Origin of the sequence: Agarivorans sp. QJM3NY_33 (genome assembly GCF_050870865.2) — a bacterium.
GTDB lineage: Bacteria > Pseudomonadota > Gammaproteobacteria > Enterobacterales > Celerinatantimonadaceae > Agarivorans.
In genome coordinates this window covers 3342396-3357863 of the sequence record NZ_CP194039.2, presented here as the reverse complement: position 1 = coordinate 3357863, position 15468 = coordinate 3342396, and the positions used below count along the sequence as shown (strand labels likewise).

Annotated in this window: 14 protein-coding genes; 10 read left to right on the top strand and 4 right to left on the bottom strand. The window is 44.7% G+C overall.

All coding sequences use genetic code 11. The features are described from left to right. The first annotated feature begins 273 nt into the window (after positions 1–273). Positions 274–2325, top strand: a complete 2052-nt coding sequence (locus ACRRSY_RS15120; RefSeq protein WP_432463598.1) for a methyl-accepting chemotaxis protein — start codon at positions 274–276, stop codon at positions 2323–2325. Positions 2326–2418: 93 nt separating this feature from the next. On the opposite strand, the gene mmsB is transcribed toward ACRRSY_RS15120, so the two are convergent. From mmsB to chvE, 3 genes are all read right to left on the bottom strand, one after another. Further along, on the bottom strand, positions 2419–3624 hold the full coding sequence (gene mmsB / locus ACRRSY_RS15115) for a multiple monosaccharide ABC transporter permease (protein ID WP_432459749.1): 1206 nt from the start codon (positions 3622–3624) through the stop codon (positions 2419–2421). A gap of 1 nt (position 3625) precedes the next feature. After that, the gene (mmsA, locus tag ACRRSY_RS15110; RefSeq protein ID WP_432452416.1) at positions 3626–5158 is read right to left on the bottom strand and encodes a multiple monosaccharide ABC transporter ATP-binding protein; all 1533 of its coding nucleotides are present in this window, start codon (positions 5156–5158) and stop codon (positions 3626–3628) included. Between the two features lie 74 nt (positions 5159–5232). Beyond that, positions 5233–6291 (bottom strand): multiple monosaccharide ABC transporter substrate-binding protein, encoded by a 1059-nt coding sequence (gene chvE, locus ACRRSY_RS15105; protein ID WP_432452417.1) that lies wholly within the window; start codon positions 6289–6291, stop codon positions 5233–5235. A gap of 397 nt (positions 6292–6688) precedes the next feature. Between chvE and ACRRSY_RS15100 the strand changes: the two genes are divergently transcribed. The 9 genes from ACRRSY_RS15100 (at position 6689) to ACRRSY_RS15060 (ending at position 14647) form a co-directional block, all read left to right on the top strand. Further along, the gene (locus ACRRSY_RS15100) at positions 6689–8362 is read left to right on the top strand and encodes a ribulokinase (RefSeq protein WP_432459748.1); all 1674 of its coding nucleotides are present in this window, start codon (positions 6689–6691) and stop codon (positions 8360–8362) included. After that, a complete protein-coding gene (locus tag ACRRSY_RS15095) occupies positions 8362–9087 on the top strand; it encodes an L-ribulose-5-phosphate 4-epimerase (RefSeq protein ID WP_432452419.1) in 726 nt (241 codons plus the stop codon). Before ACRRSY_RS15100 ends, ACRRSY_RS15095 begins: the two co-directional genes overlap by 1 nt. A gap of 16 nt (positions 9088–9103) precedes the next feature. After that, a complete protein-coding gene (araA, locus tag ACRRSY_RS15090; RefSeq protein WP_432452420.1) occupies positions 9104–10603 on the top strand; it encodes an L-arabinose isomerase in 1500 nt (499 codons plus the stop codon). Positions 10604–10684: 81 nt separating this feature from the next. Continuing rightward, positions 10685–11572 (top strand): arabinose operon transcriptional regulator AraC, encoded by an 888-nt coding sequence (gene araC, locus ACRRSY_RS15085; RefSeq protein WP_432452421.1) that lies wholly within the window; start codon positions 10685–10687, stop codon positions 11570–11572. Positions 11573–11822: 250 nt separating this feature from the next. After that, positions 11823–12239 (top strand): lysozyme inhibitor LprI family protein, encoded by a 417-nt coding sequence (locus ACRRSY_RS15080; RefSeq protein ID WP_432463596.1) that lies wholly within the window; start codon positions 11823–11825, stop codon positions 12237–12239. A 132-nt stretch (positions 12240–12371) separates the two neighbouring features. Further along, positions 12372–12737 (top strand): cupin domain-containing protein, encoded by a 366-nt coding sequence (locus ACRRSY_RS15075; RefSeq protein WP_432463595.1) that lies wholly within the window; start codon positions 12372–12374, stop codon positions 12735–12737. An 83-nt stretch (positions 12738–12820) separates the two neighbouring features. Further along, positions 12821–13324: a YgjV family protein gene (locus ACRRSY_RS15070; protein ID WP_432463594.1), complete on the top strand. Its 504-nt coding sequence runs from the start codon at positions 12821–12823 to the stop codon at positions 13322–13324. Between the two features lie 86 nt (positions 13325–13410). Further along, a complete protein-coding gene (locus tag ACRRSY_RS15065; protein WP_432463593.1) occupies positions 13411–13869 on the top strand; it encodes an N-acetyltransferase in 459 nt (152 codons plus the stop codon). Positions 13870–13984: 115 nt separating this feature from the next. Next, on the top strand, positions 13985–14647 hold the full coding sequence (locus ACRRSY_RS15060) for a Vat family streptogramin A O-acetyltransferase (protein WP_432464727.1): 663 nt from the start codon (positions 13985–13987) through the stop codon (positions 14645–14647). 50 nt (positions 14648–14697) lie between these two features. Here ACRRSY_RS15060 and ACRRSY_RS15055 read toward each other — a convergent pair whose 3' ends face one another. Continuing rightward, positions 14698–15417, bottom strand: a complete 720-nt coding sequence (locus ACRRSY_RS15055) for a hypothetical protein (protein WP_432463592.1) — start codon at positions 15415–15417, stop codon at positions 14698–14700. Positions 15418–15468 lie beyond the last annotated feature (51 nt).

Sequence of the window (15468 nt, the reverse complement as noted above, 5' to 3'; positions counted from 1 at the left end):
AGATGAAGCCAGCGCTTTCCTTAGATGTTTAGTTTAATGACTGTCTGTTTTATTTACATTAAACCTTTAATTTTAAATACTTTGTATAATTCAGTTTAAATCATTGCCTTCTATTCTTTTTTAAAAATATAAATTCACAAGTGCGGTATCTTATGCTTTTTTTGGCTGATATTGATCGATAGCAAAAGAAACGCAATTTGTTGGTGACTCGTGTTTACTTAAATTTTCCATTTTTGTAGCATCCGCATTCACATTTTTTTAGGTTACAAATTTATGCAAGCATTTTGCATTTTAAACGGTTTTGGCCATCGCCGAATTGGCTTACAACTACAATTATTTGTGGGTTTATTGATCGTGATTGCGTTTGGTGCGATTAGCTCTCTGGTTTATGAAAAAGCCGCTGCAGCTTTGTTTGAACAAACCATGTACGATCATCGATCTAAAGTAGAAGCTTTAGCTGAGAATATCGCTGGTGAGTTTGACGATTATTTAAAACAAGCAAAAGTGTTGGAGCGAACCTTTCGAAATGGTTATCTCGACGGCTTTCAAGTATTGGCTCAGTCGGTTAATTACCAACAGTTTAAGGTCTATGAGATTGTTCTTAACGGCCAGTCGTTGTTAGGGGATTTTAGTCAAATAGATCGCTTTACTCAGGATACTGGTGCGGTCGCCACTTTGTTTTCTGCCAGTGGTGATGATTTTATTCGGGTGAGCACCTCATTAACCAACCAAGATGGTCAACGGGTACTTGGGAGTCGCTTGGGCAAGCAACATCCGGGTTATCAACGTCTGATGAACGGTCAAGATTATTACGCCAAGGTCAAATTGTTTGGTCATGACTATTTGACCTATTACTATCCCTTGAAAACACCTCAAGGAAAAGTCATGGGTTTAAGCTTTATTGGGATCCCCATTGAAGAACCGACCCAGCGTATTTTCGCTAATTTGTCGCAAATTAATTGGGGTAAAACCGGACACAGTATTGTCGTGGATAATAGCCCAAGTGAGGCCTTAGGGAACTATCTTTATCATCCCTATATTAAGGATGGAGCTTCGATCATCGACCGGGTCGATGCGCAAGGACATAAACTATTTAAACAGATTTTTGAGCAAGCTTCGGGGGTGATTAGCTTTACTGCTGAGCATCAAGGTAAGGTTGCTGAACAGTATTTGGTTTATGCCGAAGTCCCTGGGTGGAATTGGAAGCTATTAGGCGGAACCTTGGTGGAGGAAGTCACCGAAGCCAGTCGCGATTTACTGCATATTGTGATCATGATTGCTGTATTCGCTGCAATTTTGAGTTTTGTGTCGCTCAGTTTATTTGTGCGTCGCTTTACTAAACCCTTGCTCAGCTTAACCGGAAATATTGAACGCATGGGTGCTGGCGAAATGAGCCTACAGATGGGCGAGGGTAACGCCGAAGCCGATAACGAGATTGAGCGCTTAAATGCAGGCGTGCACCAAATGGCGAGAGAGCTCAATCAATTGATTACTCATATTCGAGACACTAGTAATCGTGTGCAACAGCAGGCGAGCAGTGTATTTACCGATTCTGAAAATAGTTTGCAACAGCTCGATGGCCAGCAGCTTCAGGTGGATCAGGTCGCTGCGGCGATAGAAGAACTGGCTGCATCGGCAAATTCGGTGGCGCATCAAGTCGAAGATATCGCCGGCAGTGTGCGTTTAGCCGATAGCAGTAGCCAACATGGCTCTCATTTAGTTGAGCAGATGATTTCAGAGATTGGCTTGCTGAATCAACAGCTGAAGCAGTCTTCTGAAGCGATAGCTTTGGCGGGAGAAGAGAGCCGTAATATTCAAGATGTAACACGAATGATCAACGAAATTGCAGACCAAACCAATTTACTTGCCTTGAACGCGGCAATTGAGGCTGCGAGGGCGGGTGAACAAGGTCGTGGTTTTGCGGTGGTCGCCGATGAAGTTCGAACCTTAGCCAAACGAACCCAAGATTCGGTGAAAGAAGTGGAAGCCATTGTTGGGAAACTGCAAGCCAGTACTGGCAATGCGGTGAGCATGATGAGTGAGAGCCAACAACGGGGTGAGTTGTTTACCGAGCATGCCGCTAATACCGGTGAGGCTCTGAGCAAGATTACTGAGCAAGTCAGTTTAATTGCCAGTCAATCGGAGACTATCGCCGCCACGACTGAACAGCAGGCGCAGGTGTCTCAAGAGATTGCCGCCAATGCCGCCAAACTCAGTGAGGCAAATGCCGATGGCCGCAATACCGCGGCGAAAAGCGCCGACAGTGCCACGCAATTACAATCCATGGCTGATGCACTGCAGCAGCAAGTATCGGTGTTTCACTAAGGGGCGAGCTGTATCGGTCATAAAAAAAAGAGATTAAGTCGGGACTTAATCTCTTTTTTATAGGCTTAAGTCCTTCGGCTTAAGCATTCAAATTTATGCACTGCGTTTTTTGCTGTAAACATCGAAAATAACCGCAGCCAGTAATACCAAACCTTTAATGACTTGTTGCCAGTCGATGCCAACGCCCATGATTGACATACCGTTATTCATCACGCCCATGATGAATGCACCAATCACCGCACCCATGATTTTACCAACGCCGCCATGTACCGAGGCGCCACCAATAAATACCGCCGCAATCACATCCAGTTCGAAAGATAAACCCGCTTTTGGTGTAGCCGTATTAAGTCGAGCCGCAAATACCAAACCTGCCAGCGCAGCTAACATTCCCATATTGGCAAAAGTTAAGAAGGTGATTTTTTTGGTATTAATTCCTGACATCAAGGCCGCTTTTTCGTTACCACCAATGGCATAGATGCGTCGTCCGATAGTGGTGTTATTGGTAATAAATACATACAGTGAAATGAGCAGGGCCATTACCATTAAAATATTGGGAATACCTTTATAGGTAGACAATAAATAGACCAAGTAGAGTAGCGCCGCGGAGATGAAACCAATTCTGAGTAAAAATACATTGGTGGGTTCTTCGCTGGGCATCAACTGCTGTTGTTTGAGGCGACTGCGTAAGTTAAAGCCGATAAAAGCTGAGACTAAAATAATTCCTAAGATGAAAGAAGTGAGGTTAAATTTGTGCATATCAAAGATATCGCCAATGAACCCCGAACTTAAAGCCTGAAATTCACTAGGGAATGGCCCTACCGATTGCCCTTGTAGCAGCGCAATGGTTAAACCTTTAAAGACTAACATGCCCGCTAGAGTCACAATAAACGCTGGGATCTTATGATAAGCGATCCAGTAGCCCTGCATTGCTCCAATCACGAAACCTGCGGCTAAACAAATGATCACCGTAACAAACCAGTTAAAGTCAAAGTTAACCATTAACACCGCAGCCAGCGCGCCGACAAAGCCACAGACAGAACCGACCGATAAGTCGATATGACCTGCAACAATCACCAGTAACATGCCTAAGGCCATAATAATGATATAGGAGTTTTGTAAAAATAAGTTGGTAAGGTTAACCGGTTTGAGTAGGGTGCCTTCGGTAATAATCTGAAAGAATCCCATAATCACAATCAGGGCTAATAAAATGCCATATTCTCTCAGATGACGAGTGACAGCGCCAAATCCACTCACCGAGTTGTCGCTATCTTTAGCATTGTTTACAACTTTGGTACTCATTTCATTCTCTCCCCGATTGAATGATCAATTGCATAATTTTTTCCTGAGATGCCTGTTCGGCAGTGAGTTCACCCACGAACTCCCCTTCATTCATCACGTAGATGTGGTCACACATGCCTAATAGCTCTGGCATTTCAGAAGAGATGATGACGATGCCTTTTCCTTGCTCTGCGAGGTGATTAATCAGTGTGTATATTTCATATTTTGCGCCCACATCGATGCCCCGAGTGGGTTCATCGAGGATTAGGACTTCTGGATCGGCAAACAACCATTTGGCAAGCACTACTTTTTGCTGATTACCACCCGATAAGTTATCGGTATGCTGGCTGAGTGATGAGCAGCGAATGTTCATCTTATTCTTGTAGTCATTGCCAAGCATGGTTTCTTGCGCGTTATTAATGACCGTATGATTTGAGATAGCCGACAAATTTGCCAAAGGAATATTGTGCAAAATGCTGTCGATTAACACCAGACCATAGTCCTTCCGGTCTTCGGTCACGTAGGCTAAACCTGCTTCAATGGCTTTTTCTATGGTATTGAGCTTGACTGGTTTGCCATGTAATTTTAATTCGCCCGATATTTTTTGCCCATAAGAGTGACCAAAAATACTGCGGGCTAATTCGGTTCGACCAGCTCCCATTAGTCCAGCGATACCAACCACCTGTCCACGTTTTACCGCAAAATCAATGTTATGAATGATTCGCCGTTCACTGTGTAGTGGGTGATAAACTTCCCAGTTATTCACGCTGAGAATTTCTTCACTAATGGTGGCTTTACGGTGTGGATAACGGTCTTGTAATTCGCGGCCAACCATATCGCGAATAATGTCATCTTCACTGATCTGCTGGGTGCGACAATCCATGGTGCTCACCGCTCCGCCATCGCGGATCACCGTAATTTTGTCGGCGACTTTGGCCACTTCATTCAATTTGTGGGAAATCAGGATTGAAGCAATGCCTTGGCGTTTAAACTCTAACAGTAATTCGAGCAGGGCATCACTATCGGTTTCGTTTAAGCTGGCGGTTGGCTCGTCTAAGATAAGTACTTCCACGTCTTTGGAAAGTGCCTTGGCAATTTCAACCAATTGTTGTTTGCCCACGCCTAAATTCTGAATTTTTGTCTGCGGATTTTCATTGCCTAAGCCAACTTTGGCCAAGACTTTTTGGGTTTTAAGGAAGGTTTGTGGCCAATCGATGACACCTTTGTCTTCGATTTCGTTCCCTAAAAATACATTTTCGGCAATCGATAACATCGGAACCAAGGCGAGCTCTTGGTGAATGATGATGATGCCTTTGTGTTCACTATCTGAAATGGTATTAAATTGTTGTTTTTGGCCCCGATAAACAATCTCACCATCAAAACTACTATGTGGATATACGCCACTGAGAACTTTCATCAGCGTGGATTTACCCGCGCCATTTTCGCCCACTAGTGCGTGAATTTCAGCATTGTCTAAACTGAGGCTGACGTTGTTTAGCGCTTTTACACCAGGGAAGGTTTTGGTGATATTGCGCATTTCTAAAATGGTATTCATAGTTCCCTCAGGAAAATCAAGGATCGAATAAGCGAGACCTTTTGACACATGGATCAAAAGGTCTCAAATCGACACTACAGCTGGTCTTTACTGTAGTAGCCACTACCAATAAGTATTTCTTCCCAGTTTGATTTATCTACTGGAACTGGTTTGAGTAGGAAGGAAGGGACAACTTTATAGCCATTGTCATAGGTTTTAGTGTCGTTGATTTGTGGCTCGGAGCCACTTAACAACGCTTCAACCATGCCAACTGTAACCTTGGCAAGTTCACGGGTATCTTTGAAAATAGTAGAGCCCTGCTCGTTGGCAATAATTGATTTAATTGACTGCAGTTCAGCGTCTTGTCCGGTGACATAAGGCATTTTTAAGTCGCCACTACCGTAACCAACCCCTTTCAATGAAGATAAGATCCCAATACTGATGCCATCGTAGGGAGACAAGACAGCATCAATAGGTTCGTCGGTGTAGTAGGCACTGAGTAGGTTATCCATCCGTGCTTGTGCGGTTGCACCATCCCAACGTAAGGTTGACACTTTTTCCATGCCAGTTTGACCACTACGGATCACTAACTTACCGCTATCAAGGTAAGGCTGTAGTACAGAGATTGCGCCGTTATAGAAGAAGTAGGCATTGTTATCATCGGGGGAACCGCCAAATAACTCAATATTAAAAGGTCCAGCGCCGTTCGCGAGATCGAGCGCTTTTTCGATGGTTTGTGCTTGTAATACGCCGACTTGGAAGTTATCAAAGGTGGCGTAGTAACTCACGTGAGGTGAGCCTTTAATGAGGCGATCGTAAGCTACCACTGGAATATCACTTTCTGCGGCTTGTTCTAGTACCTTCGATAGGGTTGTCCCATCGATAGAGGCAATCACCAGCGCGTCGACACCACGTACTACCATGTTTTCTATTTGCGCCAATTGATTAGGAATATCATCACCGGCATATTGCAATACAACTCTATATCCACTTTTTTCAAATAATGCTTTCATATTATTACCATCACCGATCCAACGGGCCGATGATTTGGTTGGCATCGCAATACCAACGGTTTTCTTTGCGCTAGCGATTGATGGCGCAAGCGCCAACAGGCTCACCATTGCTGCACTTATGAGGGTTTTATAAAGCTTCATTTTTTCGCTCCGTGTAAAATATTTAGCTAATCTTTCACCAAGTTAAGGGTCGAGCTAATTGCGTCTCTCGTTTAACTGGGACAAGTATTCATCATCTTTTAAAAATAAGTCGCTAACAAAACGACAAGTTTGGCATGACAGCGTTCTTATCCATATATTTAGCTGTTATTGACATGTTGCCAGTATGTGAATTGACAAATTTGTACATATTTGCCGTGAAAAAACGTGATTTTTGCTATAAGAAAGGCTTTTCATAGCGATTCTCAATATTTTGACCCATGATTGATAATTTTCTAAGTAACGATAATATCCATGACAATAGCGTTATCGTTTATGGCAGGTTTACCAAGCAACGACCACTATATTGATAATGTAGCAATTATCAGGAGAGTGGCGGGTGGATAAGCAGCGTTATGTGATCGGGCTCGATTTTGGATCAGATTCAGTACGGGCTCTAATTATTGGAACCGACGATGGTCAAGAAGTCGGTACCAGTGTTAGTGAATACCCTCGATGGATGAAAGGTTTATATTCCAAGGCCGAAGTTTCTCAATTTAGACATCATCCTCAGGACTATATCGATGCGATGAGCGCCGCCATTATGCAGGCGCTGGACGGCTGTAGTGCAGACGTTCGAGGTAATATTGTTGGGATTGGTGTTGATAGCACCGGCTCAACTCCCGCACCGATTGATGCGCAGGGGAGAGTATTAGCATTACTCGATGAACATAAAGATAACCCCAATGCAATGTTCATTCTATGGAAAGACCATACCAGTGTAACGAAAGCTGAGTTAATTAATCAGCTTGCTCATGGTGGAGAATTTGAAGATTACACCCGTTATGTGGGAGGTGTTTATTCCAGCGAATGGTTTTGGGCGAAGGCCGCTTGGGTTGCAGAGCAGGATCCCGAACTGGCGAAATCAATTTACGCATGGGTGGAACTTGCCGATTGGGTTCCCGCGCTACTGGCCGATAATTTGGCGCCAGATAGTATCAAAAGGGGGATCTGTGCTGGAGGGCACAAAGCCCTTTGGCATGAGTCTTGGGGCGGCTTGCCTGATCAACAGTTTTTAAGTGCTATTTCTCCGAGCTTAGATGGGATGCGTGAACGCATGTATCAACAGGTGTTCACCGCCGATCAAGTGGCGGGTTATTTGAGCGAACAGTGGGCCGATAAACTCGGTTTACCGGCAGGTATTGCGGTAGCCGTTGGTGAATTTGACTGTCACATGGGCGCGGTCGGGGCTGGCGCGGGCGCTCATGACTTAGTGAAAGTGATGGGGACTTCAACCTGCGATATTTTGATGGTCGATCCGGCCGAGCTGGGCGAGCGTACTATTGAAGGGATCTGTGGTCAGGTATTAGGCAGCGCGATGCCAGAGTTGGTGGCCTTAGAAGCCGGTCAATCGGCTTTTGGTGATTTATATGCCTGGTATAAGCGAGTGCTATTGTGGCCGCTGCAGCAAATTGCCGGCCAAAGTCCCGAAGCGGCGGCAGCCCTCAAACAGCTTGAACAAAGTTTAATTCCGTTGCTTAGCGACCATTGTCAGGCACAAAGCTTAGCCGATCCGGTCGCAATGGATTGGCATAACGGTCGTCGGACCCCCTTCGCTAATCAGCGCCTCACGGGCACAGTGGCTGGGCTGAACTTGGGCTCTAGTGCGCCAATGATCTTTAATAGCTTGGTCGAAGCGACGGCGCACGGTGCCAAGGCGATCATGGACTGTTTTGTGAATCAACAAGTGGAAGTGAAGCGGGTGATTGCGATTGGTGGTATTGCCAAAAAATCGCCTTTAGTCATGCAAACTTGTGCGGATGTGATGAATTGCGAGCTGTTGGTCATGGACAGCGAACAATGTTGCGCCCTTGGCGCTGGTATTTTTGCGGCGGTGGCTGCTGGAGTATATGCCAATACCGCGAGTGCTCAGCAAGCAATGGCTAGTGCGGTTCATTTAACCTATCAACCTAATCCTGAGCGGGTAGCTTTCTATCAACAGCGACATCTGCAATATCGTCAGCTTGGTGAGAGTGTCGAAAGCTTGGTCGCTCAGCAAGGGGAGAAAAATTGATGGCTGATCGAGATAATACCGCGGTGACGCTGGCCCAGCTTCGGGAGCAGGTGTATTTAGCCAATATGGCGCTGCAAACGCACAAGTTGGTGACTTTTACTTGGGGAAATGTTTCCGGTATCGACCGTCAGCGCGGTTTAGTGGTGATTAAGCCCAGTGGCGTGGCCTATGAACAGCTGAGCCCCGAGAATATGGCGGTGGTCAATTTGGCTGGTGAAGTCGTAGAAGGAGAGCTTCGACCTTCCTCTGATACCGCCACTCATCTGGCTCTGTATCAGCAATACCCAGAGATCGCAGGCATCGTACATACCCATTCCCCCTTTGCTTGTGCCTGGGCACAAGCGGGTTTAGCTATCCCTGCACTTGGAACCACTCATGCTGACTATTTCTATGGCGATATCCCATGTACTCGGCCACTCACTCAGTCTGAGATTGACGTCGATTATGAAGCCAATACCGGTTTAGTGATTATCGAAACGCTGGCCGATACTCCGCCACTTGCTATGCCAGGTATCGTGGTGAGCGAACATGGTCCGTTTAGTTGGGGAACCAGTCCCGAGAATGCTGTACATAACGCAGTGGTTTTAGAAGAAGTGGCAAAAATGGCGCTGTATACCCGTCAACTGAATCCGCAGGTCGGCTCACTTAATCAGGGGCTGCTTGATAAACACTATTTACGTAAGCACGGTAAAAATGCCTATTACGGTCAAAAAGGTTCGCGTTAATTAAGGAAATTTTTATATGACTAATTCAACTCTATCACTGTGGTTTGTAACTGGTTCGCAACACTTGTATGGGCCTAAAGTGCTCGAAGAAGTGGCCAATGACAGCAATCAGCTTGTTCAGGGTTTAAATGACAGCGGAGAGATTTCGCTGAATATTGTAGACCAAGGGGTGGTCACCGATGCCGCAGAAATCAGTCGACTGATGCGTCGCGCGAATAGCGATGAAAGCTGTGCTGGGATCATGTTATGGATGCATACTTTTTCTCCCGCCAAGATGTGGATAGCTGGTTTAGGTCAGCTCAATAAGCCGATGCTGCATTTACATACCCAATTTAATGCGAATCTGCCTTGGCAAAGTATTGATATGAACTTTATGAATACTAACCAAAGCGCTCACGGCGGCCGAGAGTTTGGCTTTGTTGTGACCAGAATGAATGTTCCACGTAAAGTGGTGGTTGGGCATTGGCAAGAACCTCGGGTATTGGAAGAAGTCGATCAATGGGCCCGTGCAACTCGTGGTGTGTATGAATCCGAAAGCCTAAAAGTGGCGCGCTTTGGTGACAATATGCGTCAGGTGGCGGTGACGGATGGAAATAAGGTGTCGGCACAAATTAAATTTGGCTACGAAGTCAATGCCTATGGGGTCGGTGACCTTAAAGTTTATGTCGACAAGGTGTCAGACGATGATTGTGCCAGCCTCATCGATGAATATTGTGCTTCATACGTAGTGGATCAAGCTTTATTGAGTGATCCAGAAAGTTACCAGTTACTGGTGAACGAAGCCCGTTTAGAAATTGGTATGGAGCGTTTCCTAAGCGACCATGGTTGTATGGCCTTCACCAACTGCTTTGAAGATCTGCATGGTTTGACTAACTTGCCAGGCCTCGCTACCCAACGTTTGATGGCCAAAGGTTATGGTTATGGCGGTGAAGGTGATTGGAAAACCGCAGCTTTGGTTCGCATTGTGAAGGCAATGACTGAAGGTGAAGCGGGTGGTACCTCCTTTATGGAAGATTATACCTACGACTTCGGTGCGGTTGATCAGGTGCTCGGGGCGCATATGTTAGAGGTTTGTCCAAGTATTAGTGAAAATAAACCCGAACTAATTATTGCTCGCCATACCATTGGCTGTAAGTGTGATATTCCGCGGCTTAAATTCTCGGCGAAGGCTGGACCAGCAATTAACTTGTCGTTAATTGATTTAGGGGATCGCTTCCGTTTAATCGCTAATGCGGTGGATACGGTTGATTTGCCCGAAGACATGCCCAACTTACCGGTTGCGCATGCGCTATGGCAGCCACAACCAAATTTACCGGTTGCCGCTGCGAGTTGGATCCATGCGGGTGGGGCTCACCACTCGGTATATACTCAAGCCCTGAGCATGGAAACGGTGATCGATTATGCACAAGTGCATGATATTGAACTGATTATTATTGACAACTCGACCGATGTCCGTTCTTTACAAATGGAGTTACGCCATAACAATCTGCATTATCGTTTGAACTCTTTGGGTTAATCACCCGCGAACAAGGGTTGCTAAGCAACCCTTGTTCATATCTGCGATCCAACAAACACAAACTACTGAGAATCTAATGCTATGATTTCGACAATTGTTTCAAATAAAACCTATTTAAAGCATATGCAAAACGATCCTCTTAAGCCGGGTTATAATTTTGATGCGCATTTAGTCGCTGGTTTAACCCCAATTACAAAAGGTGAAGATTTAGATTTTTGTATCGATCGTCCTCAAGGGATGAAGGGATTTATCATCAACTATACCTGCGAAGGGCAAGGTTCAGTTTTTCAAGGGGATAAGCAATTTGATGTAAGTGCTGGCGATCTGTTGTTATTCCCACCGGGAGTACCCCATTATTATCGTCGACAGGCTGACAGTGATACTTGGAAACATCGCTGGGTCTATTTTCGTCCGCGTGCTTTTTGGCAAGACTGGCTACAGTGGGCACAAATCAAAAATGGTGTTTATTTCTCACCCAAGCCGGGAGTGGAACAGCAAGTTGAACTAGAACATCTATTTCAAGATGTGGAACGTCATTCGAAAACTGGCGATCCCTTCGATGTAGAGTTGTCCTTGAATTTATTAGAGCAGTTGTTACTGCGCTGTAAACAGATGCAACCGGATGTACGTAGCAAGGCTTTAGATCCACGTATCGAAACCGCCATTAATTTTATGACTCGCAATTTAACGCGAGACTTTCAATACCAAGAGATCGCTGAAACAGTCTGTTTATCGAGCTCTCGCCTGGGTCACTTATTCCGTGATGAACTGGGCATGACCATTACTCAATGGCGAGACGATCAACGAATTAGCCGCGCCAAGCAGTTGTTGATCACCAATAACGTGAGTATTAGCCGGATTAGCTTACAGGTGGGTTATAACGATCCTCTGTATTTTTCTCGAGTGTTTAAAAAACTAAATGGGATCAGCCCCAAAGGTTATCGTAAGCAATTTAGCTTGATTTATTAAAGGCTGAGCTCAGTGATGTATACGGGAGAATGATGAATCATGATGCATCAACGTGCGACTTGCCTTGTATGAGCGGGCGTATTATTAACCCCTTTATCCCGACCATTTAAATTAGAAGTGTTTCAATCTCTCGTGCTTGAATTGCCGAACGTTTTGATGCATTCGGCATCTTCAGCCATCCATCAAAGGTGAGTGTTTAAATCGACTTACTGTTAAACTAATTTTTAATTCGAAATTGGTGAATAGGAAGATGATGAATCGTTATTGGTGTTTGCTTGGCTTATGTTTTGTGTTTTTAGTTTCCGCAACAGAACAAACCATAGATTGTGAAAAAGCCTATTCGACGCTCGACATTAATTACTGTGCTGGAATCGAATTAGATTTGGCCGAACAGCAAATGCAACGCTATCTTGCGACCAGTTTAAAGCACAATGAGGATGATCCTGAATTGCTTGACGCGATTAAATTGGCGCAGCAAGATTGGCGAAAATACTATGAATCGCACTGTGATTCTGTGTATACCCAGTGGCGGGAGGGATCGATTCGAGGCGTGATGGCACTGTCTTGTAAAACCAAGCTGACCAAACTGCGGACGCATCAGCTATGGGAAAATTTCTTAACTTATATGGATAGCACGCCTCCGGTTTTGCCCGAACCCAAACTGTAATGATTGAAGGTGCTTTCTAGCCAAGCTTTCCATGATATTTTAATGATTTAAGCGATGATGTATTTAGGCCATATTCGCTCAGATATGCTGCTTATTATCTGTTTTTATTTCTAATAAAACTGAAGGAATGAAATGAGTAAGATTACGATTAGTCATAAATTTGAATTGTTTAGCGAAGAGTGGACGCCTAAGGTGATTGCTCAATCTAACGGACAACTCGTTAAAATTGCGAAAGGTAGTGGCGAACTGGTGTGGCATCAACATCAACACGAGGATGAGCTATTTATGGTTTTTAAAGGCCATCTCACGATTCAGTTGAGAGATAAGGATATTGAGCTAGGTGTAGGGGAGATGTTTGTTGTACCAAAAGGTGTGGAGCATTGCCCTCGTGCAGAGCCAGACACTCATTTCATGATGATAGAGCCTGCCAGTACCGCGCATACCGGGGCCTTAAAAAGCGATATGACAGTGGCATATGCAGATCAAGAATGGATCTAGTCGCAAAGCTTTAATCCGGTCGGTTTCGCCTGAATAAGCTCCCAGTTATTTACACTATAATGATCAATATGTAATAGGCCCTTATGTCGTTATTTCTAATCTCTCAATTATTCGTTGCCGTCGCTATTTGCTTCGACTTTATGTCGTTTCAGTTTCGGGAGAGAGCAAAAATAGTGACATGCTTGTTTTGTGCTGGGATTTTAATCTCTTTGCATTTTGCGCTGCTGGGTCAGTGGACGGCCACCAGTCTCATGGGGATAGCTACGATCCGATACTTCGTGAGTATTTTTTCAAGCTCGGCTAAGCTTAAATATCTATTTTGTTTCACTTCTGTATTGGCGACGGTGCTGACTTATGCTGGTGTCGCTAGTATGCTGAGTTGCTTAGGCTCGGTCTTTCAAACGGTCGCCGCGTTCAACAGCAATGACCAAAGATTAAGGCAGTTGATGATCGTTGGCACCTGTTTTTGGCTGGCCCATAATTATCTGGTCGGTTCACCAACTGCAGTATTAATGGAAGCGCTATTCATCACCAGCAACTTAATCGGCTATTACCGCCATTACTATAGAAATACTAGTGTGGCATAACAATTACAAAACATTGCGTGGGAAACTGTTGTTTAGTTTTAAGTTTGCTAAAAGCCATCTCTCGTTTTGACCGATTGGAGTAGTTTATGATCCGACCTTTCCAAGTTGATGATATGGACTCAATTCTCAATATTTGGCTTGATGCTTCGCGCATCGCCCATGATTTTGTTGAATCTTCCTTTTGGCACGCTCAACTTGCAACTATGCGGGATGTTTATTTACCGAATTCGGAAGTTTATGTTTACCAGCAGCAATCAAGCGTTGGTGGTTTTTACGCACTGCATGGCAATACGCTGGCAGCTCTCTTTGTAAAGCCATCGTTGCAAGGTCAAGGGATTGGTAAGGCGCTGATCGGTGATGCGAAATGCAAGCGTCATGAGTTGATGTTGACTGTTTATAAAAATAATCATCCCGCTTGTCAGTTTTATTTGCAGCAAGGATTTTCGTTTGTTCAAGAGCAGACGGATATACATACTGGCCACAGCGAATGGTTAATGAATTGCTCGCCGCTTAAAACCGTCTCGGAAATGATTCCCAAGCGATAACCAAACGAACGGAGAGGCGTTTTTAAGTACCAATTAATATTCATCTGAGATAACAACAGTCTTGCGCTGTATAACATTGAATGTTTATCGGCGCATCATGAATGCATTAACTGCAATGATTCACTCGTATTCCCGTAAGGAGGTAATTTTGTTTGGTCCCAACCCTGATGATAAACAACCGATGAAGGGATTTCCCCAAGTGGGTTACCTGAAAAACTTTATTAAAAGTGAATTTATTTTGGTGGGGGATTACACCTACTATGATGATCCCGATGGGCCTGAAAACTTTGAAAAAAATGTGCTTTATCACTTTCCATTCATTGGCGATAAGCTGCTTATCGGCAAATTTTGTGCAATAGCCAAAGATGTGAAATTCATCATGAATGGTGCCAATCATAAAGTTTCAGGATTTTCGACTTACCCATTTCAGATCTTTGGTCAAGGTTGGCAAAAAGCCATGCCTCAAGCGGGAGAATTACCCTTTAAAGGTGATACTGAAATTGGCAGCGATGTTTGGATTGGTTATCAAGCGACCATTATGCCCGGGGTTAAAGTTGGTCACGGTGCGGTGATTGCTAGTCAATCGGTGGTGACCAAAGATGTCCCCGCGTACAGTGTGGTGGGGGGGAATCCTGCTCAAGTTATTAAAAATCGCTTTGAGCCATCGCTTATTGAAGCTTTGCTTCGAATTGCATGGTGGGATTGGTCAGCGGAAAAAATCACTGCAAATTTAGCCGCGATTGTTGGTCACGACTTAGCTGCGTTGCAGCAAGCTTAATGGTTGTTTGCCCGATGTAAGCGAAGCCAAGTGGGCCTCGCTGCATTCCTTTAGTGGACGTGGCCACTTTTGATCATTTTGCCGTTCGCATCATAGACGCTAGACGCGGCATGTTCGATAAAACCTTGATTGATCATTTGAGCAAGGAAAGGGTCATCTTCACTGTCGCCAACATCAGCATAATCAATCGACGAAAAGCGCATCCAGCCGACAAGCTGTTGTTCAATGGACTTGGTGTCGAGACTGAAGTCCTGCAATATTAGCTCTTTGCTTTTATAGCCTTTTTTAGTGAGTAAGCGCTGCGGAATTTGCTGTTCGCTGCGCCAGTCCAGCTCAATCCATAGCTCACCAAGTTGGCCTTTATAGTGTTCGATAGTGCTGCTATCTGCTTGTTGGCTCGCGGGCATTTTTTTCAGGCGAGTCAGCCAAATTGCGGGTACTAATTGCTCGATGCTATCCCAATTACGATTAATGTTAAGGCTGCGTAAGTCACTGCTAGGGTAATAGACACTGCATTGGTTTGCGGTAAAAAAACGATAAAATTGGTGGCGACCATCGGCACTTTTTTGCCAATATTCAGCTGTATTTTTTTGTGGATAGATGGTCACCACTTGCTGATTATTGCGACTGAAAGTGAAGTTTGAAACTTTCTTATTAAAGCCTTGTTTGGAGGTGCTTTGATAGGTGGCCGTCACTTCGGGTAAAGCCATCACATGGCTGCTCAGCAGGCTGAACAACAAAATAATAAAGGCGGTGTAGCGTCGAGACATTGATGATCCTTTAAAGGGGGCTAGGCCCCCTTATCGTACTAATAAAATGTG